Raw genomic sequence first — 16,670 nt, 5'->3', positions numbered from 1 at the left:
CAATTAAGCCAATACCAGATTACTCCGGCTAAAATGACTTAAATTATCTCCAGTCGATTGACCTGGCTAAAATAACCAAGCTTTCTCGCCTCCAAGATGGCAGCTATGATTTTATATTTAATGAACAATTTCTTCAACCTTTAATTAATTTAAAAACTAAAGAAATTGGGGGAGCACTTAATATTTGTCTATCTTATTAAGCGCTCCCAAAAAAGTTTTTACTTTCTCCTATATAACACGGGATTGCCTTCAGCAATCCTTAAATTTTCATTCTTATCAGCCGCCCGTAAATAAAGTAATATCCAGACAACCAAGGGGACAAGAAAGAAAAGAATAGCTATCACCGGCTGCTCTGGCATGACCTGCCAGAATATACCGAATTTCTTATTCATCAGCAGTCTCCATAAGCCCCAGGCTATTGCCGTTTGGAGAACCAGAGCTATAAAAACCAGTCCTCCCATAACATGCCCGAAAACAAAGACTGGTTCCTGTTCACCCGAAATACAACCATTCAAGTACCACCTGACAAACTTGGTGGCACCTAAAAAGGCAACTACAGACACTATGACTAAGGCACTAGTCATTTCCTCTCCTTTCATTATTTGCTTTTTAGGCAAACTTTCAAAATAAACAATTTATCAAAGAACTAACTCTCCTAAAAGCACTAAATTATAATGCTTTTGGGGAAATGAGGGACGATCTATGCTTTTGAAAAGTGAAATCGTCTTTCTAAAAAATTGGTCTTAGCGGTCTATGGCTGGATATAAATCCAACCAAATTTCTTCTATAAAAAAAATTTCATAATTGAATCTCCCGAGCACAACAGTGCGTAGCATACCCCGGCCTTTCCTTTCTTCAACTATGGATTCAACTTTTTCTGAAAATGGCCCGTTATAAACTTCTCTTCCATACTCATAGATTTTAAATATAGTGGTTGTATCAACACTATATTTATCAGAATCCAGATAGAAAAAAGTTAGGAGTTCCCCAAAACGCACCCATTCGCGAAAAGACAACTTTCCGGAAGCCTCCAGAATTTTATTGTTATTCTGCACTATTTCTACCGGCGGAGCCGCCTGGATGGAAATCGAAAATAATACAAGAACTAAGAAAAAAACTAAGCGCTTCATAATGCGCTCCTTTCTTTTAATGGCCGAACGACCGATTAAAAACCAACTTATTAAAGAACTAACTCTCCTAAAAGCACTAAAATTTGCTTAATGCCTTTGGGAAAATGGGTAAAGACTCAAATCGCTCAATAATATAATCTAACTTATTACACTATATTTAAAGTGTTTTAACTTGACTTTTGTCAAAAACATAGAGTACAATAAAGAGACAAATTTTGATGGCTTACAAGGAATATCAATTATTATGAAAAAAGTAAGAAAAAAACAAATTACTTTAAATGAGCTGGCACGCATGGTTTCTCAAGGCTTTTCTGAAACCGCAAAAAAATCAGAAACTGCCACTAAACAGAATATTAAGTCTCTTGTAGAAAGAATGGATAAATTTGAAAGTAAAATGGGTAAACTAGAAGGAAAAACAGAAAATCTTGAAACAAAGACTTCTCGTATTGAAGCTAAGTTAGACCGCGCTCTCTACAAGGAAATGGCCCGACTAGAAGAATTAATCCATCAAATTGCCCGAAAAACTAAGGTTAAATTAGAATATTAAATTTTCAAAATACTTTTTGTATTAATCCTATAACATATCTGTTATGGGATTTTTATTTTCTCTCCTAAAAGCACTAAATTATAATGCTTTTGGGAAAATGAGGGACGATCTATTCTTTTGAAAAGTGAAATCGTCCCTCTAAAAATTAATGTACAAGGGCAAAGGTTCTGCATCCTTTGCCAGCGGCAAGATTTAAGGTTTTATCCTGTCCCTTAAAAACTTGCTCGCCTCCTCGGCCCCTATCACCTTGATTCGGACATGATCATCCTTATCTTTATCATCGAACCAGATTGTGTGGGGGTCGTCGGTGGTGTACAGGAATCTGACGGCCTTGTCACCCATTATCCCCGTCTTCATCCTGTAAAGGGAAATTAAGTGTTCCTCTCCCACGTCACTCGCCTTGGCAAGCCCACTGCGAGTGAATCGCGGGGCACTTTTTCTAAACTGCTGTCCCAGCAGTTTAGATTTTTCAAGCGGGAAGAGTTTAGTCCAGGACACAAACTCTTCTCCATAGTCGCCACTATGAAGCTCATGGCGAATGATTATTTTCACCTTGGGAGAGAGATATTTTTTTATCTCTCTCAGGTTGGTGTCTGTCAAGACGGGGTACCCCGCCCCACTTGACCAGACATCTTCTTTTATTAACAACCCCCTGTTGCAGAGGGTTTTAAAGACGTCGACCACCAACTTTACGGGGTCATAATCTGGATGTTTAAATCTTCTAAGTACATATTTGAATATGTACTCTTCTATTTCCCAGGGGTGGCAAGTTATATATTTTGCCACCTTTTTTTTCATTACCTGGGATTCAAATCTATCTGGCCATTCTATTACTTTCTTAGCCATGTTTCCTCCTTCTCTCATACGAATCCTAGCAATTCGTATAACGGATTATAAAATTCTTTTTGCGGCTAGAACGCAAATTTTTGAACTTGCAAGGAAAAAAATTCCTTGCTAAATAATCCGTGAAGGAGATTTTACTCCCACGGCTGCCCTCTCGGACGTGCCTTGTTCCGGCGCTCAATCTCAAAATACTTTTTTAAATTTGAAACTAAGCGCCGGAACCAGGACTGGTAAATATATTATTTTTATCAAAGAACTAACTTTCCTAAAAGCACTAAATTATAATGCTTTTGGGAAAATTGAGACTTTTTATAAAGAGAAGTCTCAAAAACTCATCAGACCCTTTAACTATCCTGAGTTTAAAGGGAAAAGCCAAAAGGTCTTTTTAAATTACTAATCGTGTGATATGAAAGAAACATATCACACGGTATTGCAACAGCCATAAATATTATTCCAGACAGACCACTATAAGCCTTAAAGATTAAGTAAATAGCAAGAATAATATTTATTTCAATTGCCGTAATAAACATTATATTCAACTTATGCAGCATTACTTCCCCTTTCTTTTAGACGTTTCAAAGAACTAACTTTCCTTCCTGAAAAAATTAAGCTTTAATTAACCTTCTCAGGAAGGAAGGAGAGAAAAAGTGTTTATTTCTTCTCTCCTTTTGATGTGGGGATAGGCCAGCGGGTGACTGGCCTCGGTAGGAAAATATGTGGGAAAAATGAACTTTTTTAAGACAATCATTTATTTTAAATCACTGGCTTAAAAAAGAAGGGGAAGGCTGGATCTTATGAATATGTAGATATAATTTAGATATTCAACAGAAAATTAAGCCTTCCCCTGATATGATGATAATGTGCTATAAAAATAATATAAGGTACAAATTTTGGTAGCGACTAGAGAATTCTCCTCTTAAAGTCTAGCAGAAGGAGGTTAGATTATTAATTGGTCACTTCTACTGCAAGTAGAAGGCCTTAAAAGGTAACCTGATGGATAACCCAGATAACTCCGGATATAAACATCATTATGTTACCCCATAATCTTTCTTCCCTCCTTTGGCCAGACTTTAAATATTTAAGTAGAAAATTACTGGTGGAGGGGCTAAGAAACATGAAGTCTCCGCCCCTCCTATTTTCCTAAAATTTCAGGAACAAATACTGGGCAGTAGCGGACAGCTAATATTCTTTAAAAGAAATTAACCTTGGCCAGCTTCCGAAAATCTAAGTCCAGTTTAGGCCGGACCTAATTTTCTCAGGTGGCCTCAGATCATCCTCAAAGCTTTTATTCTTTGTAAGATAATCCTTACTACCCCCCAATATTTGTTTCTGAAAATAAAAGTCTTTAACAAAAAGAACTCTCATCTTATTCTAGAGAGAGCTCTTTTTATAATAAAAGGTTTTATTTTAATTGAATTAATTCAACTATAAAAATTATATTGGTTGACAAGAAATTTCTTTCTTGACTCTCTCCACTTATTTAGTTGTCAAAGAGTGATTTTCCTTTAATCACTATTTTTCTACTGTAACAAGTCATCATATATCAAGCTTTAAATTATGTCAAGGGCTTTATCCACAGCCTTGTAAGAATTTGGGCTAATATTAGGTAAAATATAAATTATTATAGGCTAATTTTGGCCATTTTTTTCCAAAATAACGCCATAGGCTTTGTCTGTATCCAGATTATCAGAATACTCAATTATGTTTTCGGCCTTGTTAGTATTCTGATCAGTTTGATCAATAACCTGATAATTTTGGTCCAGAGTTAAGCTGGTATTTATGAAGCTGTTTTTAGCGCCGGGCTGTTTTTGTATGTATAAAGAATAAAGGTCTTTTTTATCCTTTATTTTAAAAGGTAGCTTATATTTTATAGTGACTGTCTGGCTCTCCCCTACTTCTAAACCGATCCAATTAGCAAAAACTGTTTTATTAAATTCCTGGGTTATCCGAGTATTACTTCGCTCATGAATTATAGGATCTTTTTCCTGGGAAAGTAAAAATGAATCTTCAATTGCTTCTTTTTCCGGATAAATTAGTAAATTTTTATCAATTTGATCAAAACCACTAACTTCAATCAGCTGACTGCCTGGTGGCACATAAACCCTTAAATAATCCATATTTTTTATTTTGGTAAAATAATTTTCCGGATTGCCATTATGCCGTCTTTGAATGGTTAAAGTATCAATAACACGGCCGTCAGCTTTAATCTCCGCCTGATGGTAAATTTCTTGCTTTATCACTCGGTCTGTTTTACCACCGCCGATATTAGTATTGACCACCATTAAATAATCTCTCTCTGCTTTTTGAACTTGGCCGCCCCAGTTTAATTTTTCAACTTTATTTTGTAAGTCTTCATCCTCAAAATATATCAAAATATCTTTTTCTTTTAAGGACTTTTGTAGAGTGTTAATGACATCAATTATTTTATTATTTTGGGTATTAAAAATCTTTTCCAAAAGTAAGGGTATCAAATCAGCAATAATTTGCTTGGGCTGGTTAACTTCTTTATCATATTCAAGCTCAACCTGTTTTTGGGTCTGCTCTATAAAATTATCGCTAGTGATAACCGTTTCATACTTATCTAAAGTGATAGGGCCGGTTATCTCTAGTAAGTTAACCACTACGTCCGGAGTCAAGGTTACTATACCATCAACTGAAAATCCTCTGGCCTTTTCATAAAACCAGTTAATCTTTTCGGCACTGGTGGGAAAGTCAGCAAACCAGTTGGCGTCTTGTATCTGCCATTGGTTATTGATCAGCCACAAAGGCTTGGGGGGAATAATTTTTTCCTGAAAATCATCATTAATTTCATAAGGACCCCGGGGGGGCACTTCTAGTATTTTAATCTGACCTCGGTTAACATTTACCAGAGCTAAAGAACCAATAAAACCGCCGGTTGGTCTAATTTCCGAATTATTTTGAAAAAGAAACAAGTACTCTTTTTGGCCCTCGGGCGCTAAAAAACCGCTGGCTATATTAAAAACTTTATTCATTTTACTTATATAGCCATCAAACTCCGGTAATATATTCTGCACTCTTTTTACCTCTTCTCTGTATTCAGGCGGCAAACTATCAGCATCAACTTTATTTAAATGGCCTTTTAAATCATTAAAAAGTAAATTTATACGTTTAATATTACTATTTAGATTTATCAGGCTTTCAGCCAGATTAAGCTTATTTTTGTTTAAAGAAGTCTGACTAGTTAAGGGCTTAATTTTTTCACTAATCAGCTGGCCGATTTCAGCCATATCTTTCCCGGCTTTTAAAAGATGCTGACCCGAAGTAATAGTTTTGCCTTTAATTGGCACTAATTTTAAAAGAGAAAGTAAAAATCCGTTAATTTGGCCCAGTTCTTTTTCCGCTTCTTCAAACTTTTCTCCAGCTTTAACAAATCCTGTCTGAGCTTTTTCTAAATCAAAGTCAGCCGCGGCCGTGCCAGCGCTTTTTAAATTTTCCATGGCTACCACAGAAACTCCTAAAACACGGCCTTTTACTTTATCAATATTTTGATAACCAGCCAATAAAAATAAAGGGACGATCAAAAAAAGGCAGATTATAGAGAAAGCTCCAATTTTGGACCATTTAATTTCAAACTTATATTGTTTAATTGGTCTTCCTTTTTTAGACTTAATTTTTTTAGGCTTACTTTTAGATTTTGCTTTTTTAGTAAAATAAAAATAATCAAAAAATTTCTTTTTTTCCTGCTTTTGTTTTTTTTCCTCCTCGACTAAAACTTTTCTCAGATCAATAATATTATCCGACGGAATATTTAGATTATTTTTTGTACTTTTTGATTTATTTTTTGCCATTTATCTAATTATTTAATTCATATATTGATAATGTTTTTTGAGCTAAATTAATCCATTTGTATTTTTTGACTTGTTGATAGCCTTTTTCTCGCATCATTTCTCTAGTTTCTTTGTTTTTCAATAAATATTCCAGTTTTTCAGCCATATTATCGAGATCTTTAGGGTTAAAGTACTCAGCCGCATGGCCCAAAACCTCAGGCAGACAAGATTGATTACTGGATAAAACTGGCAAACCTTGGCTCATAGCTTCCAAAGGAGGCAGGCCAAAGCCTTCAATTAATGAGGGAAAAACATAAAGTTTCGCCTTTTGATAAAGGAATTTAAGCTCTTCATCACTAACATACCCTAAAAATTTTACTCTCTTACTTAATTTTAACTCTTTGACGTATTTTTTCAAACGCTGAAAAAAATAATCCATTTTACCGACCAAAACAAAATAAGGGGCTATTCCTTTTTTTTCTAATAATTTAAAAACTTTTATAAATTTTTCCAAATTTTTATGGGGGTAAGCATTACCCACATAAAGAATATAAGGCGGTTTAAATTTATATTTTTGAAAAAAAGCCTCACTATCTATATTAGCTATTGTTTTTTTAAAATCACTAGTGGCTTCATAGGTTACTGATACCTTACCTTTAGCCAATGGAAAATTATCTTCAATATCTTTTTTAGAAAAATTAGAAACTGTAATTATTTTCTGCGCCTTTTTTATAGCCTGTCTGATAACCAGCTTATAAAGCAAGTGTTTCATCTTATACAGAAAAGGACCCAGGGTAGAAGCTCTTTCTGTAGGAAAGCGCGTTAAAATCAAATCATGAATAGTGACTATAAATTTACCTTGATAAAACAAAGGAACATTAAAGTGAGGAAAATGCATTAAATCGAGATTATATTTTCTGGTTAAAAGCGGCATCCTGATCTGTTCAGCTAGCGAATACCATCTAAAATCAGCTATCACCTTTTTAAAATTATCTGAAGAAGGTTGAAATTTCTTAAAATTTTCTTTTCTTAAAAAAACTATATAATCATTTTTCTGATCAATTTTATCTAAATACTGTAATAATTTCTCTGCGTATCGTCCTAAACCCTTAGCTTTTGGCCCGTAAAAACGAGCATCAATGCCAATTCTCATATTTTAATAAATTTCCTTTTTTTCTTCACTCTTAAAATAATCTACAAGATAAACTAAAAATAAGCCCAAAATTAATCCTACCACTAAGCCAATGATTGTATTTAGCCAAAGATTAGGGGTAGTTTCCACCACCACTGGCGAAGAGGCTTGGGCTTCAAATAATGAATCAGAATCAGAACTTTTATTCAAGGCTTTAACTTTGGCATTAATTACTTCAATAGTAGCCGCCGCTATATTTTCAGCCTTTTCTTGGGTTTTTTCTTTAAACTTCACATTAATATTTTGAGCTGAGTACTTTTTGGTATTAAAAAAAGTAGCAAATTCCTCTAAAGAATTATACTGGGGGCTAATATTTGCCTTTTCATAAATCTCCAGAACTACCGAAGGAGTGGAAAACCAGCTGACCACTGTTTGTGAAACTAAGTCTGAAGCCTGAATGGCATAATAACCGTCAAACTGATAATCTTGTGTTTCTTTGGTATTTATCCGGTTAACAGCAAAGGAAACCGAGGCTTCATAGGTATTAGGTTGAAAATAGCTAAATAGAAAAGCAGCGCCTCCAATAAGCAGTATCAAGGCAATAACTAAAATTAAATGTTTTTTAACAATTTTTAAATATTCTTTTAATTCCATTTTTTATTTTTTAATTATTAATATATTTATTATAATAGTTTTTAACAAAATTTTTAATATTTTCTTTAAACCGGACTGTGTCAAAATTAAGGGCGTGTTCTTTAATTAATTGTGGGTTAAATTGATTTGGTTTAAATCTAATAACTTTATCAGCTAAAGCCTCCCATTCCTGATCTTCAAAAAAATCTCCGGTCTCCCCTGCCTTTACTGTTTCTAGAGCTCCGCCAGCCGCGTAAGCAATAACCGGGCGACCAGAAGCCATTGATTCAATAGGGGTAATACCAAAATCCTCTTCTTGAGGATGAATAAAAGCAATACTTTGACTGTATAATTTTTTTAATTCTTCTTCACTCACTTTACCCAAAAATTCAACATTATCCTTAGCCATTTCCTTTAATTTCTCCATTTCTGGACCGACTCCAAATACTTTTAAAGGAATACCCAACCGACTAAAGGCTCGAACTGTAATATCAAAGCGTTTATAGGCAACCAGGCGGCCACCGGTTAAATAGTAATTACCTATTTTATCAGATATATAAAATTCTTTGGTTTCCACTGGTGGATAAATAATTTTAGAAGAGCGACGATAATATTTATTTATTCTTTTTTCTACACATTTTGAATTAGCAATAAACTGATCAACCCTTTGAGCTGCGGAAAAATCCCATAAACGTAACTTTGTCAGATAAAAAGGTAAAATCTTCTTAATCAGGCGATTATAAGAGAGTTCCTGGACATAACTGTGAGTATCAGACCAAAGATACCGAGTGGGAGAATGACAGTAACAAATATGAGCTGTTTTGGGTAAAGTAATTACCCCCTTAGAAAAAGCCGAGGAAGAAGATAAAATAAGATCGTATTCCGTTAAATCATAGCTTTCTACAGCTGAAGGCATAAACATTAAAAACCACTTATATTTTCTTATTCCCAAAGGAAATTTTTGAATAAAAGAAGTGCGAATATCTTTATTTCTAAAAACTTTATTTGCTTTTTTCTTATCGTAAACCAAAGTATAAGTAGGGGCTTTTGGATAAATCTCCTGGAAAACTTTTAATACCTTTTCGGCTCCTCCGTCCTGAGCTAAATGTTCATGTATTAGAGCTACTTTCATATTAATTAGCCGATTTAGTGGATAAGACTACAAAAGGTGTTTTTAAAATAATTTGTAAATCCAGTTTTAAAGACCAATTTTCAATATAATGGATATCAAGTTTAACCTCTTCTTCAAAAAGCAAATCCGAACGGCCAGAAACCTGAGCTAGTCCGGTTATACCTGGTTTTATAGCCAAAAGCTTTCGATGATGTTTTTCATAACTAGCCACTTCTTCGGGTTCATGGGGCCGGGGACCAACTAAACTCATCTCACCTCTTAATACATTAAATAGTTGTGGTAATTCATCCAAACTGGTTTTCCTGATAAAGCGCCCAACTCTAGTTATTCGGGGGTCATTTTTTATTTTAAATAAAGGGCCATCTTTTCTTTCATTCATGGCTACTAAGTCTTTTTTCATAGCATGAGCTCCTTTTATCATGGAACGAAATTTAAAAAGGGTAAATCTGCGCCCCCCTTCTCCAATTCTTTTTAGTCTGGCAAAAACCGGACCCCTTGAATCTATTTTAACCGCCAAAGCTACTATCAAAAATAAGGGCAATAAAATTATTAGAGCCAAAAATGATAAAACTATATCAAAAAATCTTTTTATAATTTTGCCCCAGCCGTCTAAAGGAGTTTTTTTGACTTCAATAATAGGTACTCCCCCAATAGCATTAACATCCAAGTGTACACGCTGGGCCTCGGCCAGACCAGCGGCGTATTTAAAGATAATATGATGGTTATTACAAAACTCAATTTCATTTAAAACCTGCTCCTTTGCTAGATTACTTTCAGCCTGAATTAATTCATCAATATTATTTTCTTTTATTATATTCTCTGCTTTTGCCAAATTTTCCTCGGAAAAATTATCAAGACAAGCCACTATCCGATAACCAAGATTAGGGTATAAATTTATCTCTTTAACAATATTATCTGCTTCTTTATCTTGACCCACCACCAAAACTTTATGAACACCAATGCCTTTTTTAAATAATGATCTCTGAATTAAGCGGACAAAGAAACGGCCTATAGAAACAAAAATTATACTAAAAATATAACCGGTTAAAATAATAAAGCGAGAAGAAAATAGCTCACGCTGAAAAAAGGTGACTAATAGTAAAAGCATAAAAGCCGCTGAACAAGCGACAAAAACCTTAGCATACTCATCGACTGACCGACGAGTACCTTTAATATTATATAAACCAGACAGGGTAAAAACAATCAAAAACACAAGACTAACCACTAAAATTATAAACAAATATCCCGTAAAACTCATTTCATAAAAAACCGGCCTGATATCTGTCAGAGCGGTTTCAAAACGCAAATAATAGGCTAATAAACCAGCGGTAAGCAACATTAAATAATCTACTGGTATTAAAATAGCTGAGAATATTAGCTCAGATTTTTTCATAAGAAAGAAAATAATATTAAAGCCCAAGCAAACCTATAAGCCGAATTCTGTTCCGCCTTCGCTCTGCGCTCGATGCTTGAGCTTCGGCGGACAGGCCCCTTTATTTCTAAAAAAATAATTAATATTAAATTTGGGACTTGTCCGCCGAAGCCCGAAGTTTAAACACAGGGCGAAGACGGAGATGATCATCTATCTAGACCCAAATCTTGCGACCGGGTTCAAGCGACCTACCTTCCCACATTATAAAATGGGAAACTTTTTGGTCTTGCACCAGATAGGGTTTACACCCTTTATTTGTCACCAAATAAAGGCGTAGGCTCTTACTCTACGATTTCACCCTTACCTATTTTCGGATAAGTTGAAAAATAGGCGGTATACTTTCTGTTGCACTGGCCCGAGAATAATCTTGGTCAAAAATTCGCGCGAGCGTTTTTGACTTTATGATTACCCTGGTTCTTGTTAAGAACTATCCTTTTCCCCGCCTTCGCTCTGCGCTCCACTTGAGCTACGTCGGGCATAGCCCCTACATCATAAATTAGTAAATAAGAGGCCTTGCCCACGGAAGCCCGAAGTTTAAACAAAGGGCGAAAGCGGGAGGTGTTCGGACTTTCCTCCCCCCAGCCAAAAGACTGAAGAGTGATCATCCGGTTTACTTAGGCATTTAATACTTTAACCTAAAACAAGGTATTTGTCAAGATTAAATACCTTATAAAAAATTCACTTATTTTGCTTCATCAATAGCTTCATTTACCAATTTATCGGCTTCTTTATTTTTTTCACGCCGAATATGAGTAAAAGTAACTTTATCAAAAGACTGGCGTAGATTCCAAATTTTAATAAACCAGGGACCTAGTTCTTTATTTTTAATCTTAAACTCCATATTCAACTGATTTACCACTAGCTCTGAATCAAGAAAGCATTCAATATTTTTGGCGCCAACCTCCTTGGCTTTTTGCAGGCCGAAATGGATGGCCTGGTATTCAGCTTGATTATTAGTGGCTTTACCAATATATTTTTTATATTGTCCTATTAATTTATGACCCTGCCAGATAACCACGCCAAGACCAGCCGGACCGGGATTACCCCGAGCGCCGCCGTCAGTATAAATTTGATATTTCTGATTACTCATTTTTTTATTTTTAGATCAATAATTTTAAGTTGAATTTCTTTGGTCCCATTCCACTCATTAAAACTTACCTCGCAAACTAAATCTATTTTCTGACCATTTTTTAAATTTTTAGCTAATTCTTGTTGATAAAAACCAATACATTTTCTAACCGTATGGTCATCTTGTTTAACCATCAAACGCAAATGATTAGTGTTTTTACCAACCAGATCAAAATTAACCACTGTTAAATTTTCTAATAAAAATAAGGGTTTTTTATTGCCCTGACCAAAAGGCTTAAACTCCTCCAATTCATGCAAAAGATCATGGGTTATTTCTTCTAGTTTGACTTTTTTTTCTATCACTATTTTTGGAAAAAGATCAAGGTCTTTTAATCGCTCTTCTCCTAATATCAATAATTCTTTATTAAATTCATCAAGTCTATCCCTGGCTTTTAAAGTAAAGCCACAAGCAGCCGCATGACCCCCGTAATCCTTTAAATGTTTTCTTAATTTTTCAACTGCTTCAATAATATCAAATTCCGGAATACTCCGGCCTGAAGCAATGACTTCATTTTCTGATTGGCTAAGTACTATAATCGGCCGGTAAAATTGATCACAAAGACGTCCAGCCACTAGTCCGATTAAACCAGCTGACCAATCTTGACCAAGAACTGAAATAATAGATCCTTTGGCTTTTTTCTCATCAATCTGTTCCTTGGCCTCACCAACCATTTTCTCAGTAATTTTTTGCCTTTCTTTATTAGTTTTTTCCAGACCCTCTACAATCTCTTCAGCTTCTTGATTATCCCCGGTGATTAGTAATTTAAAAGAAGTTGAAGCGTGGTCTAGCCGGCCGGCGGCGTTAAGTCGCGGTCCGAGCTGAAAAGCAATATTCCAAGCTTCTAATTCTCCCAAATTAAGACGAGACTTTTTAATTAATTTTCTTAAGCCAATTTTTTTAGTTTTATTTAAAACTACTAAACCATATCTGACTAAAGTGCGGTTTTCGCCGATCAGACCGACACAATCAGTAACCGTGCCAATAGCCACTAAATCCAGCAGCCATTTTTCATAACCCCGAGGAATATCAAGCCCTTTTTTTCTGGACTCTTTTATTAAAGCCTGGGCTAATTTAAAAGCTACTCCCACCCCAGCTAAATCTTTAAAGGGATATTTTTCCTCCTTAACTTTAGGGTTGATGATAGCAAAGGCTTTATCCGGCGGATTCAAGGGTTCGTGATGATGATCCGTGATAATTACATCAATACCCTTTTTATTGGCTAAGGCAATTTCTTCTTTATTGGCAATACCACAGTCAACCGTAATCATCAAATCAATATTCTTATCTACAAATTCTTTAACCGCCTTTTCATTTATTCCATAACCTTCAGTCATACGATACGGAATATAAACCTCTATATTTTTAAAACCTAGTTCAGTTAAAACATTGTAAATAATGGCCGTAGAAGTAACACCATCAGCGTCATAATCACCATAAATAGCCACTTTTTCCTTTTTTTCTAGAGCTTTAAAAATTCTTTTGCTCGCCTTTTTCATATCCTTAAATAAAAAAGGATCATGCTGGTCTTCTCCATAATCGAGATTTAAAAACCCATCAATATCTTTTTGTGTTTTAAGCTCTCTATTATAAAGCAACTGTAAAACAATCGGGTCAATTTCCGGAAACTGGCTAAAAAATTTATTTGGTGCTTTGTCTAAAATTTTCCATTTTTTCTTCATGTTAGAATAATTTTATCATTTTTATCTTTTAAAGACAAATAAAAAAGGTGGTTTTAAAGCCACCCATTTATTTTTTTAAAAACTATTAAATTTTAATTTGCGGAATTTTATCCCTTTTTGAAGGATTTAAGTCTTTGAGCAAATCTTTTTCATAAGTGGATTTTTTTAACTTATAAAATAAGCCCACCGGAATCTTAGCCTGGCCATTATCTTTTTGATAATCCCATTTTTCAATTAAGCTCTGCGCTTGTTTTTTAACAGATAATTTATTATTTTTTACTAAGGAGACTTTTTTATTATAAAATTCTCTGGTGTCAAAAAAAGAAACACAAGGCTGTAAAATATCTATAAAGGAAAATCCTTGGTGTTTAACGGCCTGCTTAATTAAATTCTTAAGATGATTTATCTTACCGGAATAGCCGCGAGCAATAAAAGTAGCGCCAGAGTCTAACATTAATTTTAAGGGATTAAAAGGCTTTTCAATACTGCCCTCGGGGGTTGATTTGCCGACAAAGCCCTGGGGCGAGGTAGCAGTAAACTGACCGGTAGTTAAAGCAAAATTGCGGTTATTGTGAATCAAAACTGTAATATCAATATTTCGCTTGGCCGCGTGAATTAAATGTGAAATACCTTCGTTATAGCAACCACCGTCCCCCTGAAAAGCAACTACTTTAAGATTAGGATTGCCCATTTTTATACCTTCAGCTGAAGTTATTGGCCGGCCGTGCAAAGCGGAAAAACTGTTCAGATTTATATAATCGATAATTTTTGAAGAGCAACCAATACCACTAGTGATAACAAAATTTTCTTTTTTTATTCCCTCATCAATCAACTCCTGAACGGCTTTTTTAAAAGCCGCTAAAATTGTAAAATTACCACAACCAGGACACCAGGTGTTTTTAGCTTTAGTATTTAAATTTATTTTCTTAGCAGGCATATAAATTTACTTTACTTTATTGATTATTTCTTCGGCTATAAAAGGCCGCGCGTCATATTTAAGGATTTGTTTATCCACTTTAATATTATAACCTTTTAATATACGACCTAATTGAGCCGTAGCATTGGTCTCAGCTAAATAAACTTTTTGTACTCCTTTTAAAGCTTGCTTCATTTGTTTTTCTGGAAAAGGCTGTAAAATTATTGGTTGAATTAATTTAAGGCCCAGCTTTTCAGCCGCTTCCAGGGCCGGTCCCTTGGTTGAACCCCAGGCAATTAAGGCCTTTTTAGCCTTTTTATCTCCATAAACCTTTACAGCTGGTAATTTATTAACTTCTTTTTTCATGGCTTCAAATTTTCTCAATCTTTTGTTCTGCATATCTTTAATCGGTCCGGGCTCTTCAGTGGTTAATCCGTTTTCTTGGTGTTCATAACTGTTAGCTTTAATAACCTGGTTTTTCTCACCAGGAAAAGCCAAAGGTGAAATACCGTCCTTGGTTTCTTTATAGCGTAAATACTTGCCTTTTTTTGACCAAAGTTTTGGCTTTTCTTTTTTAATTTTATCCAAAACTTTTTTATCAAAAGTAAAAGTGCTTTCAGAAATCTCTTTATCAATCAGTAAAATTGACGGGGTTTGAAACTGCCAGGATAAATTCAGGATTTGTCCGCCCCAAAAGCAAGCCTCATCAGCATCTCCTGGAGCAATAATAAATCTTAAAATATCACCATGGCCCGAGTTAGCCGTAAAAAGTAAATCAGCCTGAGCATTATAAGTGGGCACGCCACTGGCCGGAGACATTCTTTGACTTTCCACTATCACTAAAGGTGTTTCATTCATAGCGGCTAGGCTAAAAGACTCTGTCATCAGAGCAAAGCCACCCCCCGAAGTGCCGATCATAGTTCTGGCACCAGTGTAAGCGGCCCCAATAGCGCTACTGATCACTCCAATCTCATTTTCTAGCTGGGCCACGCCTATATTAAAATCATGCTTTCTCTGGGCTAAATAATGTAAAATACCAGTAGAAGGTGTCATCGGATAAGCGATATAAAAATCAAGTCCGGCTTTCACCGCCCCCAAAGACAAAGCTTGATTACCGGTTAAAAGAGGCTGGTCTTTTTTCTGACCGATTTTTTCAATCTGTGTTTGCTGATCCGCTTTCTCAAAAGCCAGCTTAGCAATTTTTAAATTCATGGCCTCATATTTTTCAAACTCTTCCTTTAAAAGATTTTTTAAAGTCTGCCAGTTAATACCAATATTTTTGGCAAAACCAGCCACAAAAGCGGTATTGCTCATAATCGGTTTGCCTTTTGTTTGATCAATAATTTCCTTAGTAGCTATACCAACCGCCTTTTTATCTTTAACTTCAAATTTATCTTTGTCATAAATAATAAGGCCATTTTTATCCAAATTTTGCTTATGTTTTTCCACTGTTTCTTCATTGAAAGCCAAAAGAAAATCTATTTTTTTCCGATGTGACAAGACTTTCTCACTGGCCGCTCTTATCTTAGAAAAATTATGACCGCCTCGAATCAAAGACTGATAATCATCATAAATAAAAGTTTCATAACCATAATGTGATAAAAGCCGCGCAATAATAAAACCGGCCCTTCGAGAACCCTGACCAGCAGCCCCGCCAATTAATATAGAATAATCCTCTTTCATAATTCAATTATACTATAATATAAAAATCTTGACAATAAATAAATTAATTGTTAAGTTTTATTGAATTCATGGTACCTTAAAAAGGAGTGTGAAATGCTAATAAAAGAATTAAGAGACCTTTATGGACCTATTTTTATAGTCACTCATGGTAAAACAGTTATTGGACAACCTGATCCCTGGCATTCAGAACAAGGAAAGGAGAAAATATTAAAAATACAAGATTATTTGCCGGCAAATTCAATAAATAATGTTATTACCGGCTTAGGTCAAAGACATATCGAAATAGCCGGATTTCTTGGTTTGAAAATTAACTTTTTCAATCACCTGCTAGGAGATGGCACCAAGCTCGATGATTCTGATCATCGCTATATTTATCTAACTTCTGGAGCAAAAGTGAGAAGAGAACAGCTTGGCCGCGTTGGTATGAGAGAAGGCCTTATCGCCCTTTTCAAAAGTTTGTCTCCCAATACCCTGGTCTGCACAGGACGGCCTGTCATCCACTATTTAGGCCAAGAGGCTTATTCAACCTCTCTCTATCTTATGGAAAAAGGCCAGCTCATTAAAAAAGTCTCTTTTGGAGATTCTTGGACTGAATAACTCTAAGGCCCGTTTTGGGCCTTTTTTTT

14 protein-coding genes and 1 other RNA gene are annotated in these 16,670 nt (G+C 35.1%); 2 read left to right on the top strand and 13 right to left on the bottom strand.

Features of this window, described 5'->3' with window-relative positions; all coding sequences use genetic code 11:
- Positions 1-218 precede the first annotated feature (218 nt).
- Together U5L76_01765 and U5L76_01760 are read right to left on the bottom strand one after the other, a co-directional pair.
- Positions 219-584, bottom strand: coding sequence for a hypothetical protein (locus tag U5L76_01765; protein MDZ7798326.1), 366 nt, complete (start codon positions 582-584; stop codon positions 219-221).
- A gap of 159 nt (positions 585-743) precedes the next feature.
- Complete coding sequence (locus U5L76_01760) at positions 744-1,130, bottom strand: hypothetical protein (GenBank protein MDZ7798325.1); 387 nt, start codon at positions 1,128-1,130, stop codon at positions 744-746.
- Between the two features lie 244 nt (positions 1,131-1,374).
- On the opposite strand from U5L76_01760, the gene U5L76_01755 reads away from it, so the two are divergent.
- Entirely contained in the window at positions 1,375-1,677 is a 303-nt protein-coding gene (locus tag U5L76_01755; GenBank protein ID MDZ7798324.1) for a hypothetical protein, read from the top strand.
- Positions 1,678-1,869: 192 nt separating this feature from the next.
- Here U5L76_01755 and U5L76_01750 read toward each other — a convergent pair whose 3' ends face one another.
- The 11 genes from U5L76_01750 to U5L76_01700 all read right to left on the bottom strand — a co-directional run bounded on the left by U5L76_01750 (position 1,870) and on the right by U5L76_01700 (position 16,044).
- On the bottom strand, positions 1,870-2,541 hold the full coding sequence (locus tag U5L76_01750; GenBank protein ID MDZ7798323.1) for a hypothetical protein: 672 nt from the start codon (positions 2,539-2,541) through the stop codon (positions 1,870-1,872).
- Positions 2,542-4,148: 1,607 nt separating this feature from the next.
- Positions 4,149-6,329, bottom strand: coding sequence for a DUF4012 domain-containing protein (locus U5L76_01745; GenBank protein ID MDZ7798322.1), 2,181 nt, complete (start codon positions 6,327-6,329; stop codon positions 4,149-4,151).
- 4 nt (positions 6,330-6,333) lie between these two features.
- On the bottom strand, positions 6,334-7,461 hold the full coding sequence (locus tag U5L76_01740; GenBank protein ID MDZ7798321.1) for a glycosyltransferase family 1 protein: 1,128 nt from the start codon (positions 7,459-7,461) through the stop codon (positions 6,334-6,336).
- A gap of 3 nt (positions 7,462-7,464) precedes the next feature.
- Positions 7,465-8,094, bottom strand: coding sequence for a Wzz/FepE/Etk N-terminal domain-containing protein (locus tag U5L76_01735; GenBank protein MDZ7798320.1), 630 nt, complete (start codon positions 8,092-8,094; stop codon positions 7,465-7,467).
- Between the two features lie 10 nt (positions 8,095-8,104).
- The gene (locus tag U5L76_01730) at positions 8,105-9,205 is read right to left on the bottom strand and encodes a glycosyltransferase (protein ID MDZ7798319.1); all 1,101 of its coding nucleotides are present in this window, start codon (positions 9,203-9,205) and stop codon (positions 8,105-8,107) included.
- Position 9,206: 1 nt separating this feature from the next.
- Complete coding sequence (locus tag U5L76_01725; protein MDZ7798318.1) at positions 9,207-10,598, bottom strand: sugar transferase; 1,392 nt, start codon at positions 10,596-10,598, stop codon at positions 9,207-9,209.
- Between the two features lie 20 nt (positions 10,599-10,618).
- Positions 10,619-11,254: RNase P RNA component class A (gene rnpB, locus U5L76_01720), an RNA gene on the bottom strand.
- 65 nt (positions 11,255-11,319) lie between these two features.
- Positions 11,320-11,727, bottom strand: a complete 408-nt coding sequence (locus tag U5L76_01715; protein MDZ7798317.1) for a ribonuclease HI family protein — start codon at positions 11,725-11,727, stop codon at positions 11,320-11,322.
- Positions 11,724-13,445, bottom strand: coding sequence for a single-stranded-DNA-specific exonuclease RecJ (gene recJ, locus U5L76_01710; GenBank protein MDZ7798316.1), 1,722 nt, complete (start codon positions 13,443-13,445; stop codon positions 11,724-11,726). The genes U5L76_01715 and recJ overlap by 4 nt, the downstream gene beginning before the upstream one ends.
- Positions 13,446-13,530: 85 nt before the next feature.
- Positions 13,531-14,382, bottom strand: a complete 852-nt coding sequence (locus U5L76_01705) for a thiamine pyrophosphate-dependent enzyme (GenBank protein ID MDZ7798315.1) — start codon at positions 14,380-14,382, stop codon at positions 13,531-13,533.
- Between the two features lie 6 nt (positions 14,383-14,388).
- Positions 14,389-16,044: a 2-oxoacid:acceptor oxidoreductase subunit alpha gene (locus U5L76_01700; protein MDZ7798314.1), complete on the bottom strand. Its 1,656-nt coding sequence runs from the start codon at positions 16,042-16,044 to the stop codon at positions 14,389-14,391.
- Positions 16,045-16,137: 93 nt separating this feature from the next.
- On the opposite strand from U5L76_01700, the gene U5L76_01695 reads away from it, so the two are divergent.
- Positions 16,138-16,641 carry a hypothetical protein gene (locus U5L76_01695; GenBank protein MDZ7798313.1) on the top strand — a complete coding sequence of 168 codons (504 nt, stop codon included), beginning with the start codon at positions 16,138-16,140 and terminating at the stop codon, positions 16,639-16,641.
- Positions 16,642-16,670: the final 29 nt, after the last annotated feature.

It is taken from the genome of Patescibacteria group bacterium, assembly GCA_034520665.1.
In the GTDB taxonomy this organism is placed as follows: Bacteria; Patescibacteriota; Patescibacteriia; order JAXHNJ01; family JAXHNJ01; genus JAXHNJ01.
Note: the sequence above shows the minus strand (reverse complement) of the source record. Positions and strands in the feature narration are given on the sequence as shown.

Bases quoted from the DNA above. Each gene is read 5' to 3' on its own strand.
- U5L76_01765 (MDZ7798326.1), bottom strand. From the start codon at position 584: ATGACTAGTGCCTTAGTCATAGTGTCTGTAGTTGCCTTTTTAGGTGCC.
- U5L76_01760 (MDZ7798325.1), bottom strand. From the start codon at position 1,130: ATGAAGCGCTTAGTTTTTTTCTTAGTTCTTGTATTATTTTCGATTTCC.
- U5L76_01755 (MDZ7798324.1), top strand. From the start codon at position 1,375: ATGAAAAAAGTAAGAAAAAAACAAATTACTTTAAATGAGCTGGCACGC.
- U5L76_01750 (MDZ7798323.1), bottom strand. From the start codon at position 2,541: ATGAGAGAAGGAGGAAACATGGCTAAGAAAGTAATAGAATGGCCAGAT.
- U5L76_01745 (MDZ7798322.1), bottom strand. From the start codon at position 6,329: ATGGCAAAAAATAAATCAAAAAGTACAAAAAATAATCTAAATATTCCG.
- U5L76_01740 (MDZ7798321.1), bottom strand. From the start codon at position 7,461: ATGAGAATTGGCATTGATGCTCGTTTTTACGGGCCAAAAGCTAAGGGT.
- U5L76_01735 (MDZ7798320.1), bottom strand. From the start codon at position 8,094: ATGGAATTAAAAGAATATTTAAAAATTGTTAAAAAACATTTAATTTTA.
- U5L76_01730 (MDZ7798319.1), bottom strand. From the start codon at position 9,205: ATGAAAGTAGCTCTAATACATGAACATTTAGCTCAGGACGGAGGAGCC.
- U5L76_01725 (MDZ7798318.1), bottom strand. From the start codon at position 10,598: ATGAAAAAATCTGAGCTAATATTCTCAGCTATTTTAATACCAGTAGAT.
- U5L76_01715 (MDZ7798317.1), bottom strand. From the start codon at position 11,727: ATGAGTAATCAGAAATATCAAATTTATACTGACGGCGGCGCTCGGGGT.
- recJ (MDZ7798316.1), bottom strand. From the start codon at position 13,445: ATGAAGAAAAAATGGAAAATTTTAGACAAAGCACCAAATAAATTTTTT.
- U5L76_01705 (MDZ7798315.1), bottom strand. From the start codon at position 14,382: ATGCCTGCTAAGAAAATAAATTTAAATACTAAAGCTAAAAACACCTGG.
- U5L76_01700 (MDZ7798314.1), bottom strand. From the start codon at position 16,044: ATGAAAGAGGATTATTCTATATTAATTGGCGGGGCTGCTGGTCAGGGT.
- U5L76_01695 (MDZ7798313.1), top strand. From the start codon at position 16,138: ATGCTAATAAAAGAATTAAGAGACCTTTATGGACCTATTTTTATAGTC.